The organism is Akkermansia sp. NBRC 115031, assembly GCF_030268505.1.
Lineage (GTDB): Bacteria > Verrucomicrobiota > Verrucomicrobiia > Verrucomicrobiales > Akkermansiaceae > Akkermansia > Akkermansia massiliensis.
The window spans coordinates 169,541-185,331 of record NZ_BSQU01000005.1 but is presented as its reverse complement, the minus strand read 5'-3'; the positions used below and the strand labels follow the sequence as shown (position 1 = coordinate 185,331).

15 protein-coding genes are annotated in these 15,791 nt (G+C 57.7%); 4 read left to right on the top strand and 11 right to left on the bottom strand.

Annotated elements, in window-relative coordinates; genetic code table 11:
- The first annotated feature begins 85 nt into the window (after positions 1 to 85).
- Together QSJ36_RS08405 and QSJ36_RS08400 are read left to right on the top strand one after the other, a co-directional pair.
- On the top strand, positions 86 to 1,471 hold the full coding sequence (locus QSJ36_RS08405; protein ID WP_285468178.1) for an MATE family efflux transporter: 1,386 nt from the start codon (positions 86 to 88) through the stop codon (positions 1,469 to 1,471).
- A gap of 395 nt (positions 1,472 to 1,866) precedes the next feature.
- On the top strand, positions 1,867 to 3,357 hold the full coding sequence (locus tag QSJ36_RS08400) for an alpha-amylase (protein WP_285468177.1): 1,491 nt from the start codon (positions 1,867 to 1,869) through the stop codon (positions 3,355 to 3,357).
- Positions 3,358 to 3,446: 89 nt separating this feature from the next.
- Here QSJ36_RS08400 and QSJ36_RS08395 read toward each other — a convergent pair whose 3' ends face one another.
- Positions 3,447 to 3,896, bottom strand: coding sequence for a YhcH/YjgK/YiaL family protein (locus tag QSJ36_RS08395; protein WP_022397126.1), 450 nt, complete (start codon positions 3,894 to 3,896; stop codon positions 3,447 to 3,449).
- Positions 3,897 to 4,125: 229 nt separating this feature from the next.
- The gene (locus QSJ36_RS08390; protein ID WP_285468174.1) at positions 4,126 to 4,776 is read right to left on the bottom strand and encodes a hypothetical protein; all 651 of its coding nucleotides are present in this window, start codon (positions 4,774 to 4,776) and stop codon (positions 4,126 to 4,128) included.
- Positions 4,777 to 4,787: 11 nt separating this feature from the next.
- On the opposite strand from QSJ36_RS08390, the gene QSJ36_RS08385 reads away from it, so the two are divergent.
- Positions 4,788 to 5,495 carry a PEP-CTERM sorting domain-containing protein gene (locus QSJ36_RS08385; RefSeq protein WP_102727803.1) on the top strand — a complete coding sequence of 236 codons (708 nt, stop codon included), beginning with the start codon at positions 4,788 to 4,790 and terminating at the stop codon, positions 5,493 to 5,495.
- Between the two features lie 282 nt (positions 5,496 to 5,777).
- Positions 5,778 to 6,263 carry a MerR family transcriptional regulator gene (locus tag QSJ36_RS08380; protein WP_022397129.1) on the top strand — a complete coding sequence of 162 codons (486 nt, stop codon included), beginning with the start codon at positions 5,778 to 5,780 and terminating at the stop codon, positions 6,261 to 6,263.
- A gap of 156 nt (positions 6,264 to 6,419) precedes the next feature.
- Here QSJ36_RS08380 and QSJ36_RS08375 read toward each other — a convergent pair whose 3' ends face one another.
- From QSJ36_RS08375 to QSJ36_RS08335, 9 genes are all read right to left on the bottom strand, one after another.
- Positions 6,420 to 7,397: a carboxymuconolactone decarboxylase family protein gene (locus QSJ36_RS08375; protein ID WP_285468171.1), complete on the bottom strand. Its 978-nt coding sequence runs from the start codon at positions 7,395 to 7,397 to the stop codon at positions 6,420 to 6,422.
- Positions 7,398 to 7,474: 77 nt separating this feature from the next.
- On the bottom strand, positions 7,475 to 8,053 hold the full coding sequence (locus tag QSJ36_RS08370; protein ID WP_285468170.1) for a flavodoxin: 579 nt from the start codon (positions 8,051 to 8,053) through the stop codon (positions 7,475 to 7,477).
- A gap of 196 nt (positions 8,054 to 8,249) precedes the next feature.
- The gene (locus tag QSJ36_RS08365; protein WP_285468169.1) at positions 8,250 to 9,389 is read right to left on the bottom strand and encodes a metallophosphoesterase; all 1,140 of its coding nucleotides are present in this window, start codon (positions 9,387 to 9,389) and stop codon (positions 8,250 to 8,252) included.
- A 140-nt stretch (positions 9,390 to 9,529) separates the two neighbouring features.
- Positions 9,530 to 10,609, bottom strand: coding sequence for an alpha/beta hydrolase (locus QSJ36_RS08360; RefSeq protein WP_102721969.1), 1,080 nt, complete (start codon positions 10,607 to 10,609; stop codon positions 9,530 to 9,532).
- A 21-nt stretch (positions 10,610 to 10,630) separates the two neighbouring features.
- Complete coding sequence (locus QSJ36_RS08355; protein ID WP_285468167.1) at positions 10,631 to 11,479, bottom strand: aldo/keto reductase; 849 nt, start codon at positions 11,477 to 11,479, stop codon at positions 10,631 to 10,633.
- A 246-nt stretch (positions 11,480 to 11,725) separates the two neighbouring features.
- The gene (locus QSJ36_RS08350; protein WP_285468165.1) at positions 11,726 to 12,148 is read right to left on the bottom strand and encodes an antibiotic biosynthesis monooxygenase family protein; all 423 of its coding nucleotides are present in this window, start codon (positions 12,146 to 12,148) and stop codon (positions 11,726 to 11,728) included.
- Positions 12,149 to 12,407: 259 nt separating this feature from the next.
- Positions 12,408 to 13,403, bottom strand: a complete 996-nt coding sequence (locus QSJ36_RS08345) for a DUF362 domain-containing protein (RefSeq protein WP_253231649.1) — start codon at positions 13,401 to 13,403, stop codon at positions 12,408 to 12,410.
- A gap of 76 nt (positions 13,404 to 13,479) precedes the next feature.
- Positions 13,480 to 14,655: a MalY/PatB family protein gene (locus tag QSJ36_RS08340; protein ID WP_102721966.1), complete on the bottom strand. Its 1,176-nt coding sequence runs from the start codon at positions 14,653 to 14,655 to the stop codon at positions 13,480 to 13,482.
- The gene (locus tag QSJ36_RS08335; RefSeq protein WP_102722084.1) at positions 14,652 to 15,524 is read right to left on the bottom strand and encodes a DUF3737 family protein; all 873 of its coding nucleotides are present in this window, start codon (positions 15,522 to 15,524) and stop codon (positions 14,652 to 14,654) included. Before QSJ36_RS08335 ends, QSJ36_RS08340 begins: the two co-directional genes overlap by 4 nt.
- Between the last annotated feature and the right edge of the window lie 267 nt (positions 15,525 to 15,791).

Here is a 15,791-nt window from a genome sequence, read left to right as displayed (position 1 = left end):
GCCCGCTCCCCGGACGGGTGGACAGCTTGACAACCCCTCCGCGCATTCCTATAGTTTGCCTCCCGTCTGAAAAGGAGGTCCGTCCATGGCAGCCCAGTCACGCAACATCGCAGAATTGGAAAACGCATCCGTATGGCGTCTGCTGGTCCAGTACTCCCTGCCCTCCATCGCCGGCATGGTGGTGTACTCCCTGTACAACATCATTGACAGCGTCTTCATCGGCCACGGCGTGGGCCCCCTGGCCCTGTCCGGCTTGGCCGTCACCTTCCCCATCATGAACCTGACCTTTGCGCTGGGCACGCTGGTGGGCATCGGCGGGGCGGCCATCAGCTCCATCCGGCTGGGCAAGAAGGACCAGGAGGGGACGGAGCGCACGCTGGGGAACGTCCTCATCATGAGCCTGATCGCCGCCGTGGTGCTGGTGGTTCCCACACTGCTCTTCCTGACGGAAATCCTGACCGCCTTCGGCGCCAGCGGGCAGACGCTCACGTACGCGTACGACTTCATGCTCGTCACCCTGCTGGGGCTGCCCGTCACGTACGTCTTTTTCAACCTCAACCACGTGATGAGGGCCACCGGCTACCCGAAAAAGGCCATGGGCTCCACCCTGCTCTCCGTGGGGATCAACATCATCCTGGCTCCCATCTTCATCTTCTGGTTCAAATGGGGCATCACCGGGGCAGCCCTGGCCACCCTGCTGGCCCAGGTCACCGGCATGGCGCGCGTGCTGCTCCACTTCTCGGACGCGGCCAGCACGGTCCACTTCCGGCGCGGCATCTGGGAACTGCGGAAGGCCATCGTCACCGGCATCCTGTCCATCGGCATGGCTCCGTGCCTGGTGAACGTCTGCGGCAGCGCGGTCACCATCGCCATCAACAGGCAGCTTGCGGACCACGGGGGGGACCTGGCTATCGGCGCTTACGGCATCATCAACCGCATTCTCATCCTGTTCGCCATGCTCGTCATCGGCCTCACGCAGGGCATGCAGCCCATCATCGGCTACAACCACGGGGCCATGAAGCCGGGGCGCGTCCTGCTCACCCTCAAGTACGGCGTGCTGGCGGGCACTTCCTTCACCACGCTGGGCTTCCTGGCCTGCGTTTTCTTCCCCCGCGGCATTGCCGGGCTCTTCACGGATGACGCCGCGCTCATCAGCCTGGCGGCCAACGGCCTCACCATCTGCGTGCTGGCCTTCCCGCTCATCGGCAGCCAGATCATCATCGGCAACTTCTTCCAGGCCATCGGGAAGGCCCGTCTGGCCATCTTCCTTTCCCTGACGCGCCAGATGCTCTTCCTGCTGCCGTTCCTGCTGGTGCTGCCCAGGTTCTGGGGCCAGGACGGCGTCTGGGCCTCCCTCCCGCTGGCGGACGTGCTCTCCTTCATCGTCACCCTGCTCTTCATCCGGAGGTTCCTCAAATACTACCGGCTGAAAAACAGGCACTACCTGGACCACAGCACGGCCGAAGCGTGAAGCCCTTCCAGGGAGCGCCGCAGGCCTCTGCGGCTTCGGAATGAACAGGCGGACAAAGGCCGCGCCCTCTCTTTCCACACTCGTTCGCTGACGCTCGTTTTTCCAGCAGCAGCAAGGGCCAGTTTCACTCCTGACGGCTCGCGGGCAAGTTCAGTCCGGCCCTGGCGGAAAGCCCTCTTTTCCAGCTTTCCACACGTTCTCCCTGACATTTTGCGGGACATAACACCGGCAGTATGCCGAACGCGCCGCGCTTTAAGGACTCTATTTTGTTGACGGCTTCGTGTGAAATCATCATCCGGAGCCCCGCCCGGCAGACGCCAGGGAACCGTCTTCCCCATCAGCCGGCCTCCTGAAGGCGGAACAACCCGAACGACATTTACAAGGAATCTGACAAAATGAAAAACGGAATCATGATGCAATATTTTGAGTGGAACCTGCCCAATGACGGGCAGTTCTGGAACAAGCTGAAGGAAGACGCCCCCCATCTGGAAGAGATAGGCGTCACAGCCGTCTGGATTCCCCCGGCCTACAAGGGCAAGGAACAGAACGACGTGGGCTACGGCACCTACGACCTGTTTGACCTGGGGGAATTCGACCAGAAGAACACGGTCCGCACCAAATACGGCACCAAGCAGGAACTCCAGGACGCCATCAAGGCCCTTCATGAACACCATGTGGGCGTCTACCTGGACGCCGTCATGAACCACAAAGCCGGAGCGGACTATACGGAAAAATTCATGGCCAAGGAAGTGGACCAGCAGAACCGGGACAAGGAAATCACGGACGCCTACGAAATCGAAGGCTGGACCGGCTTCAACTTCCCCGGCCGCGGAGACAAGTACTCCGACTTCAAATGGCACTGGTACCACTTCACCGGCACGGACTACGACGCCGCTACGGAAAAAACTTCCATCTTCAAGATCATGGGGGACGGGAAAAGCTGGAGCGAAGGCGTGGATGAAGAAAACGGCAACTATGACTACCTCATGTTCGCCAACCTGGACTTCGACCACCCGGAAGTGGTGAAAGAAATGGAAAAATGGGGCGTATGGGTATCCCGGGAACTGGACCTGGACGGCATGAGGCTGGACGCCATCAAGCACATCAATGACGAGTTCATCAAGAAATTCCTGGCCGCCGTCCGCAAGGACAGGGGAGAGGATTTCTACGCCGTGGGCGAATACTGGAAGCAGGACCTCGACTCCCTGAACGAATACCTCAAGGAGGAACGCTACAAGGTGGACCTGTTTGACGTGCCCCTGCACTACAACATGTACCAGGCTTCCAAGCAGGGCCGTGATTACGACCTTTCCAAGATTCTGGACGGCACCCTGGTCCAGAACCACCCCACGCTGGCCGTCACCTTTGTGGACAACCATGACTCCCAGTGGGGCAGCTCCCTGGAATCAGCCGTGGAAGACTGGTTCAAGCCCTCCGCCTATGCGCTCATCCTGCTCATGAAGGAAGGCTATCCCTGCATCTTCTACGGGGACTACTACGGAGTAAGCGGCAACCCGCCCATGCACCGCGGCATCATCGACAACCTGCTGGAAATCCGTAAAAACCATGCCTTCGGGGAGCAGAACTACTACTTCGACCACCCGAACACCATCGGCTTCACCCGCGTGGGGGATGACGACCACCCGCATTCCGGCGTGGCCGTGCTCATCTCCAACGGAGAGGACGGGGACAAGGTGATGAACGTGGGCAAGCAGCACGCCGGGGAAACCTGGAAGGAAGCCACCGGAAACGTGGAGGAAACCGTCACCATTGACGAGGAAGGCAACGGCCAGTTCCTCGTCCACGGCGGCAACGTAGCCGTCTGGATTCCGGAAAACGCTCCGCAGGACCCCAAGCAGGACGCGAGGGTGGAAGACGAGGAATAAATTGAATGATTGCCCCGCCGGCAGGCAAGCCGGAGCGGGCGTGGAGGAACGGCCTGTCCCGGCGCCGGAGCATCTTTCCGGAACGCGGGTCAGGCCGTTCTGACTTTAATCACCAGTTTACGGAGAGCCCCTTCCCCGATGCAGCCGGCATGGGCGTCCTCCGGGAAAAAGACGGCGAACTGCCCCGGCTTCACGGTAAAAGAGGTGTCCGGCGCATCGTCGTAATGCTGCGCGTCCTTTTCCATGTTGAACGGTTCGGAAGGCTTTTCCAGGGCAGAGCGGTCCTTCCACGCAAACCCTTCCTCCCGTGAAAGGGGAACGTGGATGTCAATGAACCTGTCGTGCACTTCCATGCGGGCCTTCTCCGGCTTCTTCATCGCCGGCTCATTCACCATCACAATCAGGGCGTCTTCCTCCAGGACGTGGGGGCCCGGTTCCAGGGAAGCCGGACCGGCCTCCCTGACAAAATCGAAAGCCCGCTGGAAAAGGGGATTCAAAGACTCGTAACGGGCGGAATCGGAAAGGGAGGCAATAATCATGGCGCAGGCTCCATCCCGGAGCGGTCTCATTGTAACGGGCCGGAAAAGCCCGTCAAACCCTTTGACCCTTTTCCATGGGAATTCCCGGACTTGCCGGGACACGGCGCACGCCGGCCCCCACTTCCCGCTCCGGACAATTCCTGACCGGCCCCCCGTCCGGCGGAAGGAAAGCCGTGAAACCGGAGTTTCAGGAAACGGACGGGGAGGCACTGGCTCCATCCGCCTCCCTTTATTGAGGTATTCCTCCCCCGCGGCTGCCAACTACAAGCATCACCAGCGCAGGAAAACACCTTCTTAACGTCTCCATAATATATTCTGTTTCAATTACATAAAACATAGAGAAGACCATGCATCGGATTAACAATCCGGAGTCAAGCATGAACATTTGAAAGAAAAACGTTTTCGGGAAATTTCCCTTGTCCATACTCCGTAAATCGTCAGCTTCTGTTCCTGATGCAATAGATTTTCTCTTCGTTCCGCAACGAAGCAGGGAAGCCCGAACTTCCGGGAAAGACGCGTCTGGGAAAGGAAACAGCCATGAGATGAGGAGCAGGCTCCCGTCCTTTCCAGGCGAAAGGCAACCTGCAAAAGAAACGGTGGATTTGCACCTCCCGCGCTTGGAAACGGAAGGCTCCCGCCTTTCGTGGGTAAAAAATCTTTCCGCAGCGCAGCGGAGGTTCTCCTTCAATAGCCGCCATCCTGCTCCGGCGAGAGTATCCATTAGGGCCGGGAGTTCCCAATTCCCAGGCAGTATGCGGGCTTGGAAGAAAACGGGAAAGTGTTTGTTAACCATGCATTTGAGCTTTCCTTCGTTCCCGTTTGAAACGTCTCCGGAGCTCCGCGGATTGTTAATCCGGTAGTTTGCGAATAATTCAATCATTCCACACGAATATGAAGAAAGCATTATACCTCATCATCCACCTGGCCGTGGCCTCTCTGGCAGGCGTCGCTGCGGCGGCAACCGTCGAGCTGATGCCCGACATCGGCGCCATGACGGGCCAGGGCTACAACTCAGCGGGACGCCTTGCCGGGGACGGCATCACGGGAGACGACGTTAAAAACTGGCTCGGTTCCCGGGCTGACGGATGGTACACCACTACCGGCAACGGCGACATGCGCTGGGGGAACGCCACCTCCAACACGGAAGACCAGACCATCAACCTGCCCAGCATGTCCGGCACGGCGGGCGTCTGCTTCGGTCTGAAAATGACCATTGAAAACATTCAGGATTACTCCGGCCTGAGCTTCAGCATGAACCTCACCCCGTCCGGAACCACCGGAACGTACACGTATTCCGTCTGGTATGAAACCAGGGACGGGGAAATGGTGGAACTCTGCAAGGGAACGAGGAACAATGACGGCTCCCCCTGGAACGTTCACTATGACCTCACGGAAGACCAGTTGAGAGCCATGAAGGAAAACGGCAACGGCAAGGTCTATGCCGTGGTGGGAAGCTCCGGAGGCCGGGGAGGAGATAACGCCACCGTGGAAGACCTTTCCCTGGAAGGGACGCTGGCCGTCCCCGAACCGGCCGCGGCCTCCCTGGGCCTGCTGGGGCTTGCCGCCATGATGCTGCGCCGCCGCAGGGTGCGCGCCTGAAATGTGCTTTCTTCCAATGAATCAAGGCTGTTCCTTCACCGGAACAGCCTTTTTCATGTTCCGGCGTCTTCTCCAGGAGCAACCATGGAGACGGCTTTCCGGCCTTTCCCCTTTTCCTTCATCCGGCAATTAGTCAGTCAGAAAACCCTTCCGTCCGCCGGAAGGCGGTCCCAGCCGTTTTCCCTGCCTTATGAACACGTTATTGCCCGCGAGGCAACGCAAAACGCTTGCCATCCCGCAACCGGTAGTATATTAGAGTAACTGTAAGCCATCAACTGCACAATGATCACACAAAAGACCCCATCCAGCTCCTACCGGCCTTCCTATGACCGCACTCCCAAATATACCGTGAAACAGGTTGCGGAAATGATGGAGATGTCCGCCTACACCATCCGCTACTATGAAAACGCTGGATTGATTCCGGACGTGGACCGCAGCGGAGGCAATGCCCGCATGTTTTCAGACTACACCCTGGGCTGGCTGCGCCTGGTTCACTGCCTCCGGATGACGGGCCTCCCGATTGAAGGCGTCAAGCACTACATCGACCTGTGCCAGGAAGGGGACACCACCATTCCGGAACGCGCCGAACTGATTTTCAAGCAGGAGAAAAGCCTCCGTGAACAACTCCGCATCCTGAAAAAGCAAATGGAAGTCTTGAAGTACAAGAAGAAATTCTACCAGGATCTTTTGAACAACCACAGGCCGGACAGCTGCAATCCGCTGAACCACGTCAGCGCCAGCGAACCGAACATCGCTCCGGAAGAATAATCTTTCCCTTAAATCCGCAACAGGAGGCATCCGGGAATTCCAGTGGAATTCCCGGATGCCCCGTTTTTTCCTTCATTTCCCGTCAGGGAGAAAAACCTTCCCGGCTGCCCCCCTCTCCGAAGGAAAAGGAGGAAACGCCGGAAAATCCCTGCGCTTTTATTTGCTTCCCGTCGCCTCCGCATACTCCGCATCGGTCACGGGGCCTCCCCACGCCGTCCTGTTGGAAGCCGCCCTGGGCGTGATGCCGAGGTGCACGAACTCACTGTCCGGAGCCGCGCCGTGCCAGTGCTCCGTATTGGCCGGGATTTCCACCACGGAACCGGGCGTCAGGCGCCGGGCGGCCTTGCCGCGCTCCTGGTAGTATCCCGTGCCTTCCGTGCAGAACAGCACCTGGCCCACGGAATGGCTGTGCCAGTTGTTCCGCGTGCCGGGGGCAAAGGTGACGTTATAGGCGGACATGTCGTAATCCCTGTTGTCCACCAGCATGGCTACCCAGGCTTTTCCGGTGAAATTGGCCGGAGCCGGCTCCCCTTTGGGGAAGGCGTCCTTCTTCCCGGCAGCGGCGGATACGGCCAGAATGGCCTCCACCTGCCCGTCAGTCAGGCCGTTGTGCTTCCCGATGCGGATGTGGGAGTTCAACTGGCTTTCCGTGCCCGTCATGGCGGCCAGGGCCGCGATGGTGGCGAGCTCCCGGGTCTTCCAGTCCATATTGTCGCGGCCAAAAATGTCCCCGAACAAATGCGCCTTCAGGAACTCGTCAATGGCCGGGGCGAACAGGAAAAGATCCCCCTTCACCGGAGCGCCGCAAAGCTTCGTCTGGTTGGCCGTGCCAAAGTCGATGCTCTTTCCGGCGGGCGGCGCTCCCGCCTCCGCTCCCACCGTATCATTGATGCCGCGCGAGGCGCGGCCCTTGGCCAGAACCATCAACTCATTGAGAGCGTTCAGGCTGCGTGGAAAACCGCAATAGGCATACATCTGGACCAGCACCTCCTTGAGCTCGTTCAGGGTCAGTCCGGCGTCCAGCCCCGCCGTCAGGGCGTTCCGCAGGCCGGGCATGTCGCCCCTGGCCGTATGGGCGCTGATGGCGGCAATCTGTTGTTCTTTTGGCGACAAGGCGCTTGTATCGTTATTCATGGTTTGGGCTTCTGAAAGGTTCATCAGACAGGCAAGGGAAAAAGCCATTCCCGCAAGGGTTCGTTTCATAAGGAGCATTATTTGTTGATGGTGATTGTGTCATTGACCCACTTGACCAGCGCGGGCCTGGCCGTCCGGATGCCTTCCCCGGCAAAAGCTCCGCCCTTGAGAACGGTGGACTTGGGGCACAGCTTCCGCACCTCGTCCCCACAGCGCGCCATGCCGCCGCCTCCGTGCGTCACAAACGGAATCACCGTCTTGCCGGAAAGGTCGTGGCTTGCCAGGAAAGAGGCGACCGGAGGCGCAATCGTGCTCCACCAGTTGGGACTGCCGATGAAAATCACGTCGTACTTGCTCATGTCCTCCACCCTGGCGGCCAACTCCGGACGGAAGCCCTCCTGAATCTCCTTTTTAGCCTGTACCGTGCATTCCCGGTACTCGGCGGGATAAGGCTTGACCGGCTTGATTTCAAACAGGGTTCCGCCCGTCGCCTTCTGAATCTGCGCAGCGGCGTACTTCGTATTGCCGCCCCATGAATAATAGGCAATGAGAACCTTGGAGGGTTCCGCGGAAACCTTGGGCTGTTCCTGTCCCGAGCATCCGGCCCCCGTCATCAGGGCGGCCGCCAGCGTGCATATCATTGATATTGTTTTCATGAATTTAATGTCTGGGTTGGAAGGCCGCGCAGAAAACAGCCCGGGAAGAAAAACGGCTTCATCCGGCAGTCTCCGTGCACGAACCTTGTTCCTTCTTCCTGTCTAAACGTTAGAGCAGCTATAAGTCAACATGTTTTCCCTCATCTGTTCCAAAGATTGCACCCACTCCACTCTAAACTCTCAACTCTCAACACTCTTATTCCTCTTTCCGGAGCCGGATCAGCACGATTTCCGAAGGAACGCCGATGCGGATGGGAAAGCCGTTCCAAATCCCCGCCCCGTTGGAGACATACAGCTTCATACCCCCCACCGTGTACAATCCGGACACAAAGCCCTCGTTGAACCGGGCCACCAGCCGGTCAATGCCGGCAATCATGCCGCCGTGCGTATGGCCGGAAACCTGGAGGTCCACGCCGTGCTCCGCCGCTTCCGGGGCCAGCCGCGGCTGATGGGCGGCGAGGATGCGCACGCCCTTTTCCGGGGCTCCCGCCAACGCCTTGCGTATATCCGGCTCCTCCTTTCCCATGATGCCGGCTACAGGATCCGTCACCCCCGCCAACACTACCGCGCCCCCGCCCGTCTGCACATGTTCATTGTGAAGCATACGGATGCCCAGGATGGGCAGGAACTCCATCCACTCCTCATAACCGGAATAATACTCATGATTGCCCGGCACGCCGAACACCCCGTACCTGGCCTTCAAATCCGCAAGCGGCCTCAAATCATCCCCGTGCACGGGAACCGTCCCGTCCACGAAGTCCCCGGCAATAATGACGATGTCCGGATTCAGGGCATTCGTGCGTTCCACAATTTTCCTGATGCGGTCCGCACGCGTGATGCCGTCCACATGAAGGTCCGCCAGCACGGCGACTGCCAGGCCGTCCGCCCCATCCGGCAGATGGTTCACGGAAATCGTTTCCTCCTTCACCCGCGGCACCCCGGTTCCTCCGGCCATCCCCACGGTAGCCAGTACGGCGGCGAAAACCAGCAGGGCAAGGTTCACCCGGTTGCCGATGATGCGGAACCGTTCCGTCCTCTTCTTCCGCAGGCAGAACAGAACCAGCAGGTACAGGAGGCGCGCCACGTCCGCCGCCAGCAGCAGGAAAAAGAACAGGAAAAGCACGGAGAACAGCCATGCAGCCGCCAGCAGGACGCCTTCCGGCAGAACCGGGGAGAAAAACATGGGGCCGCCGAACAAATGCAGCAGATGGAATTTGAACGCCGCCACCGCCAGAAGGACGGCGAGCAGGGCCTTCCAGCCCCATTTCAGTCTAAGCGGCAGAATGGCGCGGCAGAAAACGTAAACCGCCAGCAGTGCTCCGAAAATCAGTATCATGTGTCTCTTGCTTAAAATGGCTTGAACCCCGCCGGAACGGGAAGAACGCTGTCCTTCCCCTGCGAACAACCGGCAGACGGCTTATCATGTTGAGTCCCTCACCGTAATCAGCTTCCTTCAAAGTCAGCCGCAGAACCGCCTTATTTCAGATGCTCCTGAAAGAACTGCTCGATTTTGCCGAAAGGAATAACCCCGGCTTGATTGTCATAGAGATCCACATGGCTCGCGCCGGGAATGATCATCAGCTCCTTGTTATCCCCTTTCAACTTCTTGAAGGCATCCTCGCTGAAATAGCGTGAATGGGCTTTTTCTCCGTGAATCATGAGCACGGCGCTGCGGATTTCACCGCTGTACGCCAGCAGGGGCATATTGATGAACGAGAGCGCGGAGGTGGTATTCCATCCGCCGTTCGAGTTGAGCGAACGCTTGTGGTAGCCGCGGGGCGTCTTATAGTAATTGTAGTAATCCTTCACGAATCCTGGGGCATCGTCAGGCAGGGGATCGGGCACGCCCCCCGCGAGCGCATAAGAACCGTTTTTTGCATCGGCGGTGCGCTGGGCATTCAGTTGTTTGCGAAGCTCATAACGGGCGTCGGCGTCCATCGCGTCAAAATAGCCGTTGGCGTTCACTCGGCTCATATCGTACATCGTGGACGCTACCGTCGCCTTGATGCGGGTGTCGATAGCCGCCGCGTTCACCGCCATGCCGCCCCACCCGCAAATGCCGATGATTCCGATACGTTCGGGGTCCACGTCGTCTCGTGTGGAGAGGTAGTCGACGGCTGCGGAGAAATCCTCCGTATTGATGTCCGGGGAAGCGACATAACGGGGTTCCCCGCCGCTCTCTCCCGTATACGAGGGATCAAACGCGATCGTTAGAAAACCGCGCTCGGCCATCGTCTGGGCATAGAGCCCGGAAGATTGTTCCTTCACGGCTCCGAAGGGGCCGGAAACGGCGATAGCCGGCAACTTTCCGCCGGCCTTCCGGGGGATATACAAATCCGCGGCCAGCGTAATGCCGTAGCGGTTGCGGAAGCTTACCTTGCGGTGGTCTACCTTGTCGCTCTTCGGAAACACCTTGTCCCATTCCTGCGTTAAATTCAGTTGTTCGTTCATGATCCTGTCCGTGTTGGCGTTATTATTTTCAGCGGATAAGCTCCCTGCACAGCAAATGCAGGCGGAGAAAGCCGCGCAAAACCTTTTAAATGAATGCCCTGTCATCTTTCCAATACTTAAGGTGAATTACTGCTTTCCGTAATTGATCAGGTACAGGACTGACTCCGGGTCCTGATGGCACAGGAAAAGGCTCTCTCCGCGGTCCAGCCTGGCGATGGCCCCCATGTCCTCCCGGGAAAGTTCAAAGTCAAAGACGTTGAAATTCTCCTCCATCCTTTCCCGGTGGGTCGTCTTCGGAATGACGATGACGCCGCGCTGGATCAGGAAGCGCAGGGCCGTCTGCGCCGGAGTCTTGCCGTACTTCTCTCCGATGTCCTTCAGCACCGGATTCGTGAAAAATCCATTGCGGCCTTCCGCGAAGGGCCCCCAGGATTCCACCCGGGTGCCGTACTTGGCCATGAGTTCCTGGGCCTTCACCTGCTGGTTGAACACGTGCGTTTCCACCTGGTTGACGGCGGGCTTGATCTCGCAGAACTCCGCCAGGTCCACAAAACGGTCCGGATAAAAATTGCTCACGCCGATGGCGCGGACCTTTCCGGCCCGGTTAGCCTCTTCCATGGCCCGGTAAGTGCCGTAATAATCGTTGAAGGGCTGGTGGATGAGCAGCAGGTCCACGTAATCCGTGCGCAGCTTGCGCAGGGACTCGTCAATGGAAGCCTTCGCCTTTTCATACCCGCCGTTGGTAATCCACACCTTCGTGGTGAGGAACAATTCCTCGCGCGGCACCCCGCTCTTCTCCGCCGCGCGGCCTACGGCCTCCTCATTGCCGTAAATCTGGGCCGTATCAATGGAACGGTAGCCGGCGCCGATCGCGTCCAGCACGCAGCGCTCGCACTCTGCGGCGTCGGGAATCTGAAAAACTCCAAAGCCCAGGATGGGCATGACAACTCCGTTATTTAATGTAATTTCTTCCATAATTATTTCTGGTTGTATTTTTTAATAAAATCAAGATAAATCCTTATACCTCACCTCCTTCAAGGAAGGTCCGCGCAAGGGGCATCGTCCATTTCGACATTCGCTCCATCCATCAAACGGAAAAGTTGTCCGATGGCAGTCGACTTCCTGAAAGAACATCCTTTAGTGGACTATCATCATAGCGTTGCCACCGTAGGAGGAGAATAAAGCTCCGGTACGCTGCCTATATTGTTTTCATATTCTTCTCTATTTGTTTGTTTTTATTTTCAGAAATATCTCAGGCATGCCTGCCGGATCAAGGGCATGCATGTCCACTAAGTCGAGGCTCTTCACCATGTGCAGCGTAGCCGTCTTGTACTTCCGGAAGTGAGCGGTCTGAATATGATACCGGTAGGCTTCGGGAGAAGCGTAGATTTCGAGGATGCGGATTTGTGTGGAATCCCGCTTCATCTGCATCGGGAAAATGCAAATAACTCCCGATTCCTCTTTGACCGATGTAGCTCCTACCACAGAGGCATATTCCAGATATTCTTTCAAATACTGGGGATATACTTCGATTTCGGAAATACGGATTAACATATTCTCTGCTGAAACGGCCGGCTTCGTTTGGGCTGATAGCTGGAACGATGTGATCAAAATCAATAAGCTGATAAAAAGATATCTTTTCATTCTCTTTAAAACGATAACTGATTATTTGGCTTTCTACGGCAGTGTCTGCGCGACGTTCTCATCAGATTGATTTTAGGCCCCCTCTTTATGGAATAAACGATGTGTATTCCCATGGCCCCCCTCCCGCCAAGTCGCAGTAGAAATGACGGAGGTTCCCCTCCCAGTCCACCGACTGCATCAATCCCTTTGCCTTCATTACGGAATGCACCGCTCCATCATCAGTATCCATTCTTTAACGTCATCGGATTTAACAAGCCTGCTAAGATTCCAGCTTCTTCAGCTCATACTTCCTGGTGCCCAGGCCTATCTGTTCGGCGTAATCCACCGTGTGCCGCCCATGGCGGCTTTCAATGCGCTCAATCAGGGGTTTGCTGTTGTCTCCGGCGGAAGGCTTGACGGCGTAAACGAGGTCCAGGCAGGCCTGGTCCAGCGCCACCGGGTCAAGGGAAGCCAGAATGCCGATGTCCTTCATCTCCGGGTCATGGGGGTGGGCATCGCAATCGCAGTCAATGGACAGCTTGTTCATCACGTTGATATACAGAATCCTGTCCCCGAAGTAATCGGCCACCGCCTGAGCGGAGGCGGCCATGGACTCCAGAAAGTCGTCCTGCGCGGCCAGATTGTTCCACACGGCGGCAACGTCCCGCGTTTTTCCGGCGGAATGGATGTACGCCTTGCCGCTTGCGGAAGCCACGCCGATGGACTGGTTCTTGATCACGCCGCCGAAGCCGCCCATGGCGTGCCCCTTGAAGTGGGCCAGGTTGATCATGAAATCATAATTCTTCAAATGGTTCCCTACGATATCGTATTCCAGGTGCTTCCTGTCCTTCACCGGAATGGTGAACTCTCCCTCCGCGTCCATGATGTCCACCCTGGCAATGTCGGAAAAACCGTGCTCCTTCGCGGCACGTAGGTGGTCTTCCGTCCGGGACCGCTTGCCGCCGTAAGCCGTATTGCACTCTACGATGGTGCCGTTCACGCGGTGCACCAGGCCCTTGATCAGGGCCGGACTCAGGAAATTGCGGCCGCCCGGCTCCCCGGTGCTGATCTTGACGGCCGCCTTTCCCGTGGCCGGACGCCCCAGGGCCTCGTAAATTCTTACGAGAGCCTCCGGAGAAATCTCCTTCGTCATCCATACCCTGGAAGCTCCGTTCTTCTCCGCGGCCGCGCCCAGCGCATATTCCGGCAAGGCCAGGCACGCTAGGGCCGCGGTGGAAGACTGGAGCCACGCTCTTCTCGTCATATTGTTTCTCATGGCAACTTGATTGTTTGTTCTTGATGATCGTTCTTCGCGCTCTCTCCATTGAGACCTTTCAGGCCGCCGGCCGCGTTCATGTTCCGGAAACGCGGCCGCCCAGCGTACGGCAGATTCTTTCCACCCCCTCAAGCAGCAGTTTCCGGGGACAGGCGATGTTCAGGCGGATGAAACAGCCCTCCGATTCCCCGTACATTTCGCCGCCGTTCACCATCACCCGGCCTTCTTCCTCCAGCAAACGGACAATTTCCGCGGAGGAAAGCCCCAGCGCGGAGCAATCTATCCAGACCAGGTACGTTCCCTCCAGCGGCAGCACGCGGAGTTGCGGTAGGCGTTCGCCCAGCATGTCCCGGACCGTCTCGTAATTCCCGTAAAGGTAAAGCTTCAGCTCCTCCAGCCAGTCCTCTCCGCCGTTGTAGGCCGCTTCCAGAGCATCCACGGCGAAGGAATTGACATCGCACACCTCGTTGATGTTGATAGCCTTGTCAATCTTCCTCCGGACCTCCTCATCCGCCGCGACGATATTGGCGATCTGAATGCCCGCCAGATTAAAGGCCTTGCTGGGGGAAATGCAGGTGACGGAATGGCGCAGGGCCTCCTCCGAAAGGGAGGCGAACGGCGTGTAGGGATGGCCGGGATACGTCAGTTCGCAATGAATCTCGTCAGCCACCACCAGCACGCCGTTTCTCCGGCAGATATCCGCGATCTTCTCCAGTTCCGGCCTCGTCCAGACGCGCCCGGCGGGATTGTGGGGATTGCACAGGAGCAGGAGCTTGACGGCGGGATCCGCCGCCTTCCGCTCCAGGTCCTCCGCATCAAGCGCGTACCTCCCGTTCTCGTACTTCAGCGGGCTGGTTTCCGCCACGCACCCGTTATTGCGGATGGAGGAAAAAAAGCAATTGTACACGGGCGTCTGCACCAGCACCTTGTCCCCCGGAGCCGTCAGGGCCCGGATGATGGCGGACAGCGCGGGCACCACCCCCGTGGTGTAAATAATCCACTCCGGGCTGATCTTCCAGCCGTGGCGGCGTTCAAACCAGTTCGTGACCGCCTCATAATAGGAATCCGGAACCCGCGTGTAGCCGAAAATGCCGTGTTCCGCCCTCTTCCGGATGGCCTCCGTCACCGCCGGAGCCGTGCGGAAATCCATGTCCGCCACCCACATGGGCAGAATGTCCGCCCGGGGCATGGAATCCCACTTGTAGGAATTCGTTCCCCGGCGCGGCACAACGGTGTCAAAATCGTACTTCATGCTGCTTCTCCCGACTGCGTTTTTCCCGTTTCAATGGAGCAGTTGGCCGGAGCCTTGCAGTGCTCGTCCAGAATAACCTCCCCGTACTCTTCCGCCACGATGCGTCCGCTGCGCGGGTTCTTGACGCTGTGCACGCGCCCCTTGATTTCCGCCTGCACGGAGGAATATTCAAAACAAAGGTCCGCATCCTCCCCGAACGTGCAGTTTTCCAGCACCAGGTTCTCCGCGTAGCACAACGCCTGCGTGCCGGAAATACGGCAATTCACCAGGCGGAGGTTTTTGGAATGCCAGCCCAGGTATTCCCCGTCCACCACGGAATCGTACACCGTCACGTCCTCCGTATTCCAGAAGGCGTCCTTGGAATGAATCTCCGCATTCCGGATCACCACATTCCTGCAATACTGGAAGGAGTAGTTCCCGTTCAGGCGGAAACCGTCAATGTCCATATTCTCCCCGTGCATGAACAGGTAATCGCCCTTGTCCGCCTGCACGTTGCGCAGCTCCGCGTTCCGGCAGTGCCAGCAGCATTCCAGGGCGTCCGTCAGGACCACGTTCTCCAGAACCATCCCGTCCATGTCCCGGAACATCTTGGGGGCTTCCACCCGCGTATCCTTCATGCGCAGGTTCCGGGAATACCAGATGGCGGCTCGGGCGCCTTCCCTGAACAGGCAATTCTCAATCAGCAAGCCGTCGTTGTGCCAGAAAGGGTACTTTCCCCGGAACTCGCACCGTACGGCTTCAATGTCGGAGCATTCCTTCAGGGCGGACTCTCCCGGATAAATCGTGACGTCTTCCAGCCTCAGATGATGGGAGGCAAACAAGGGGCGCTCCCCCTCGTAGGAAGTATTCTTAATCATTTTCTTGGTCATGGTGATGGGTTGGTAAAATGTTCTTTTGGAATTCATCATATGCGTTTAAGCGGCGGCAATCGGCATCCGGAAAAGGAAGACCGGGAAAAAGACGGGGAGCGGCATTCTCCGCATTCCTGGCCTTCTTCTTTCTTCCTTCAGGCTATTCCTTATAGTAACTGTAATGCAAAGGATTTTTAGCATTTTCTCGTTCATCATTTGTAATGTATTCATAATTAATAAATATTAACTGTCATAAAAATCATTTCATGAACCGTGAAATCATGA

Bases quoted from the DNA above. Each gene is read 5' to 3' on its own strand.
- QSJ36_RS08395 (WP_022397126.1), bottom strand. From the start codon at position 3,896: ATGATTATTGCCTCCCTTTCCGATTCCGCCCGTTACGAGTCTTTGAAT.
- QSJ36_RS08385 (WP_102727803.1), top strand. From the start codon at position 4,788: ATGAAGAAAGCATTATACCTCATCATCCACCTGGCCGTGGCCTCTCTG.
- QSJ36_RS08360 (WP_102721969.1), bottom strand. From the start codon at position 10,609: ATGACAGGGCATTCATTTAAAAGGTTTTGCGCGGCTTTCTCCGCCTGC.
- QSJ36_RS08375 (WP_285468171.1), bottom strand. From the start codon at position 7,397: ATGAATAACGATACAAGCGCCTTGTCGCCAAAAGAACAACAGATTGCC.
- QSJ36_RS08340 (WP_102721966.1), bottom strand. From the start codon at position 14,655: ATGAAGTACGATTTTGACACCGTTGTGCCGCGCCGGGGAACGAATTCC.
- QSJ36_RS08370 (WP_285468170.1), bottom strand. From the start codon at position 8,053: ATGAAAACAATATCAATGATATGCACGCTGGCGGCCGCCCTGATGACG.
- QSJ36_RS08380 (WP_022397129.1), top strand. From the start codon at position 5,778: ATGATCACACAAAAGACCCCATCCAGCTCCTACCGGCCTTCCTATGAC.
- QSJ36_RS08365 (WP_285468169.1), bottom strand. From the start codon at position 9,389: ATGATACTGATTTTCGGAGCACTGCTGGCGGTTTACGTTTTCTGCCGC.
- QSJ36_RS08345 (WP_253231649.1), bottom strand. From the start codon at position 13,403: ATGAGAAACAATATGACGAGAAGAGCGTGGCTCCAGTCTTCCACCGCG.
- QSJ36_RS08405 (WP_285468178.1), top strand. From the start codon at position 86: ATGGCAGCCCAGTCACGCAACATCGCAGAATTGGAAAACGCATCCGTA.
- QSJ36_RS08400 (WP_285468177.1), top strand. From the start codon at position 1,867: ATGAAAAACGGAATCATGATGCAATATTTTGAGTGGAACCTGCCCAAT.
- QSJ36_RS08355 (WP_285468167.1), bottom strand. From the start codon at position 11,479: ATGGAAGAAATTACATTAAATAACGGAGTTGTCATGCCCATCCTGGGC.
- QSJ36_RS08335 (WP_102722084.1), bottom strand. From the start codon at position 15,524: ATGACCAAGAAAATGATTAAGAATACTTCCTACGAGGGGGAGCGCCCC.
- QSJ36_RS08350 (WP_285468165.1), bottom strand. From the start codon at position 12,148: ATGAAAAGATATCTTTTTATCAGCTTATTGATTTTGATCACATCGTTC.
- QSJ36_RS08390 (WP_285468174.1), bottom strand. From the start codon at position 4,776: ATGATTGAATTATTCGCAAACTACCGGATTAACAATCCGCGGAGCTCC.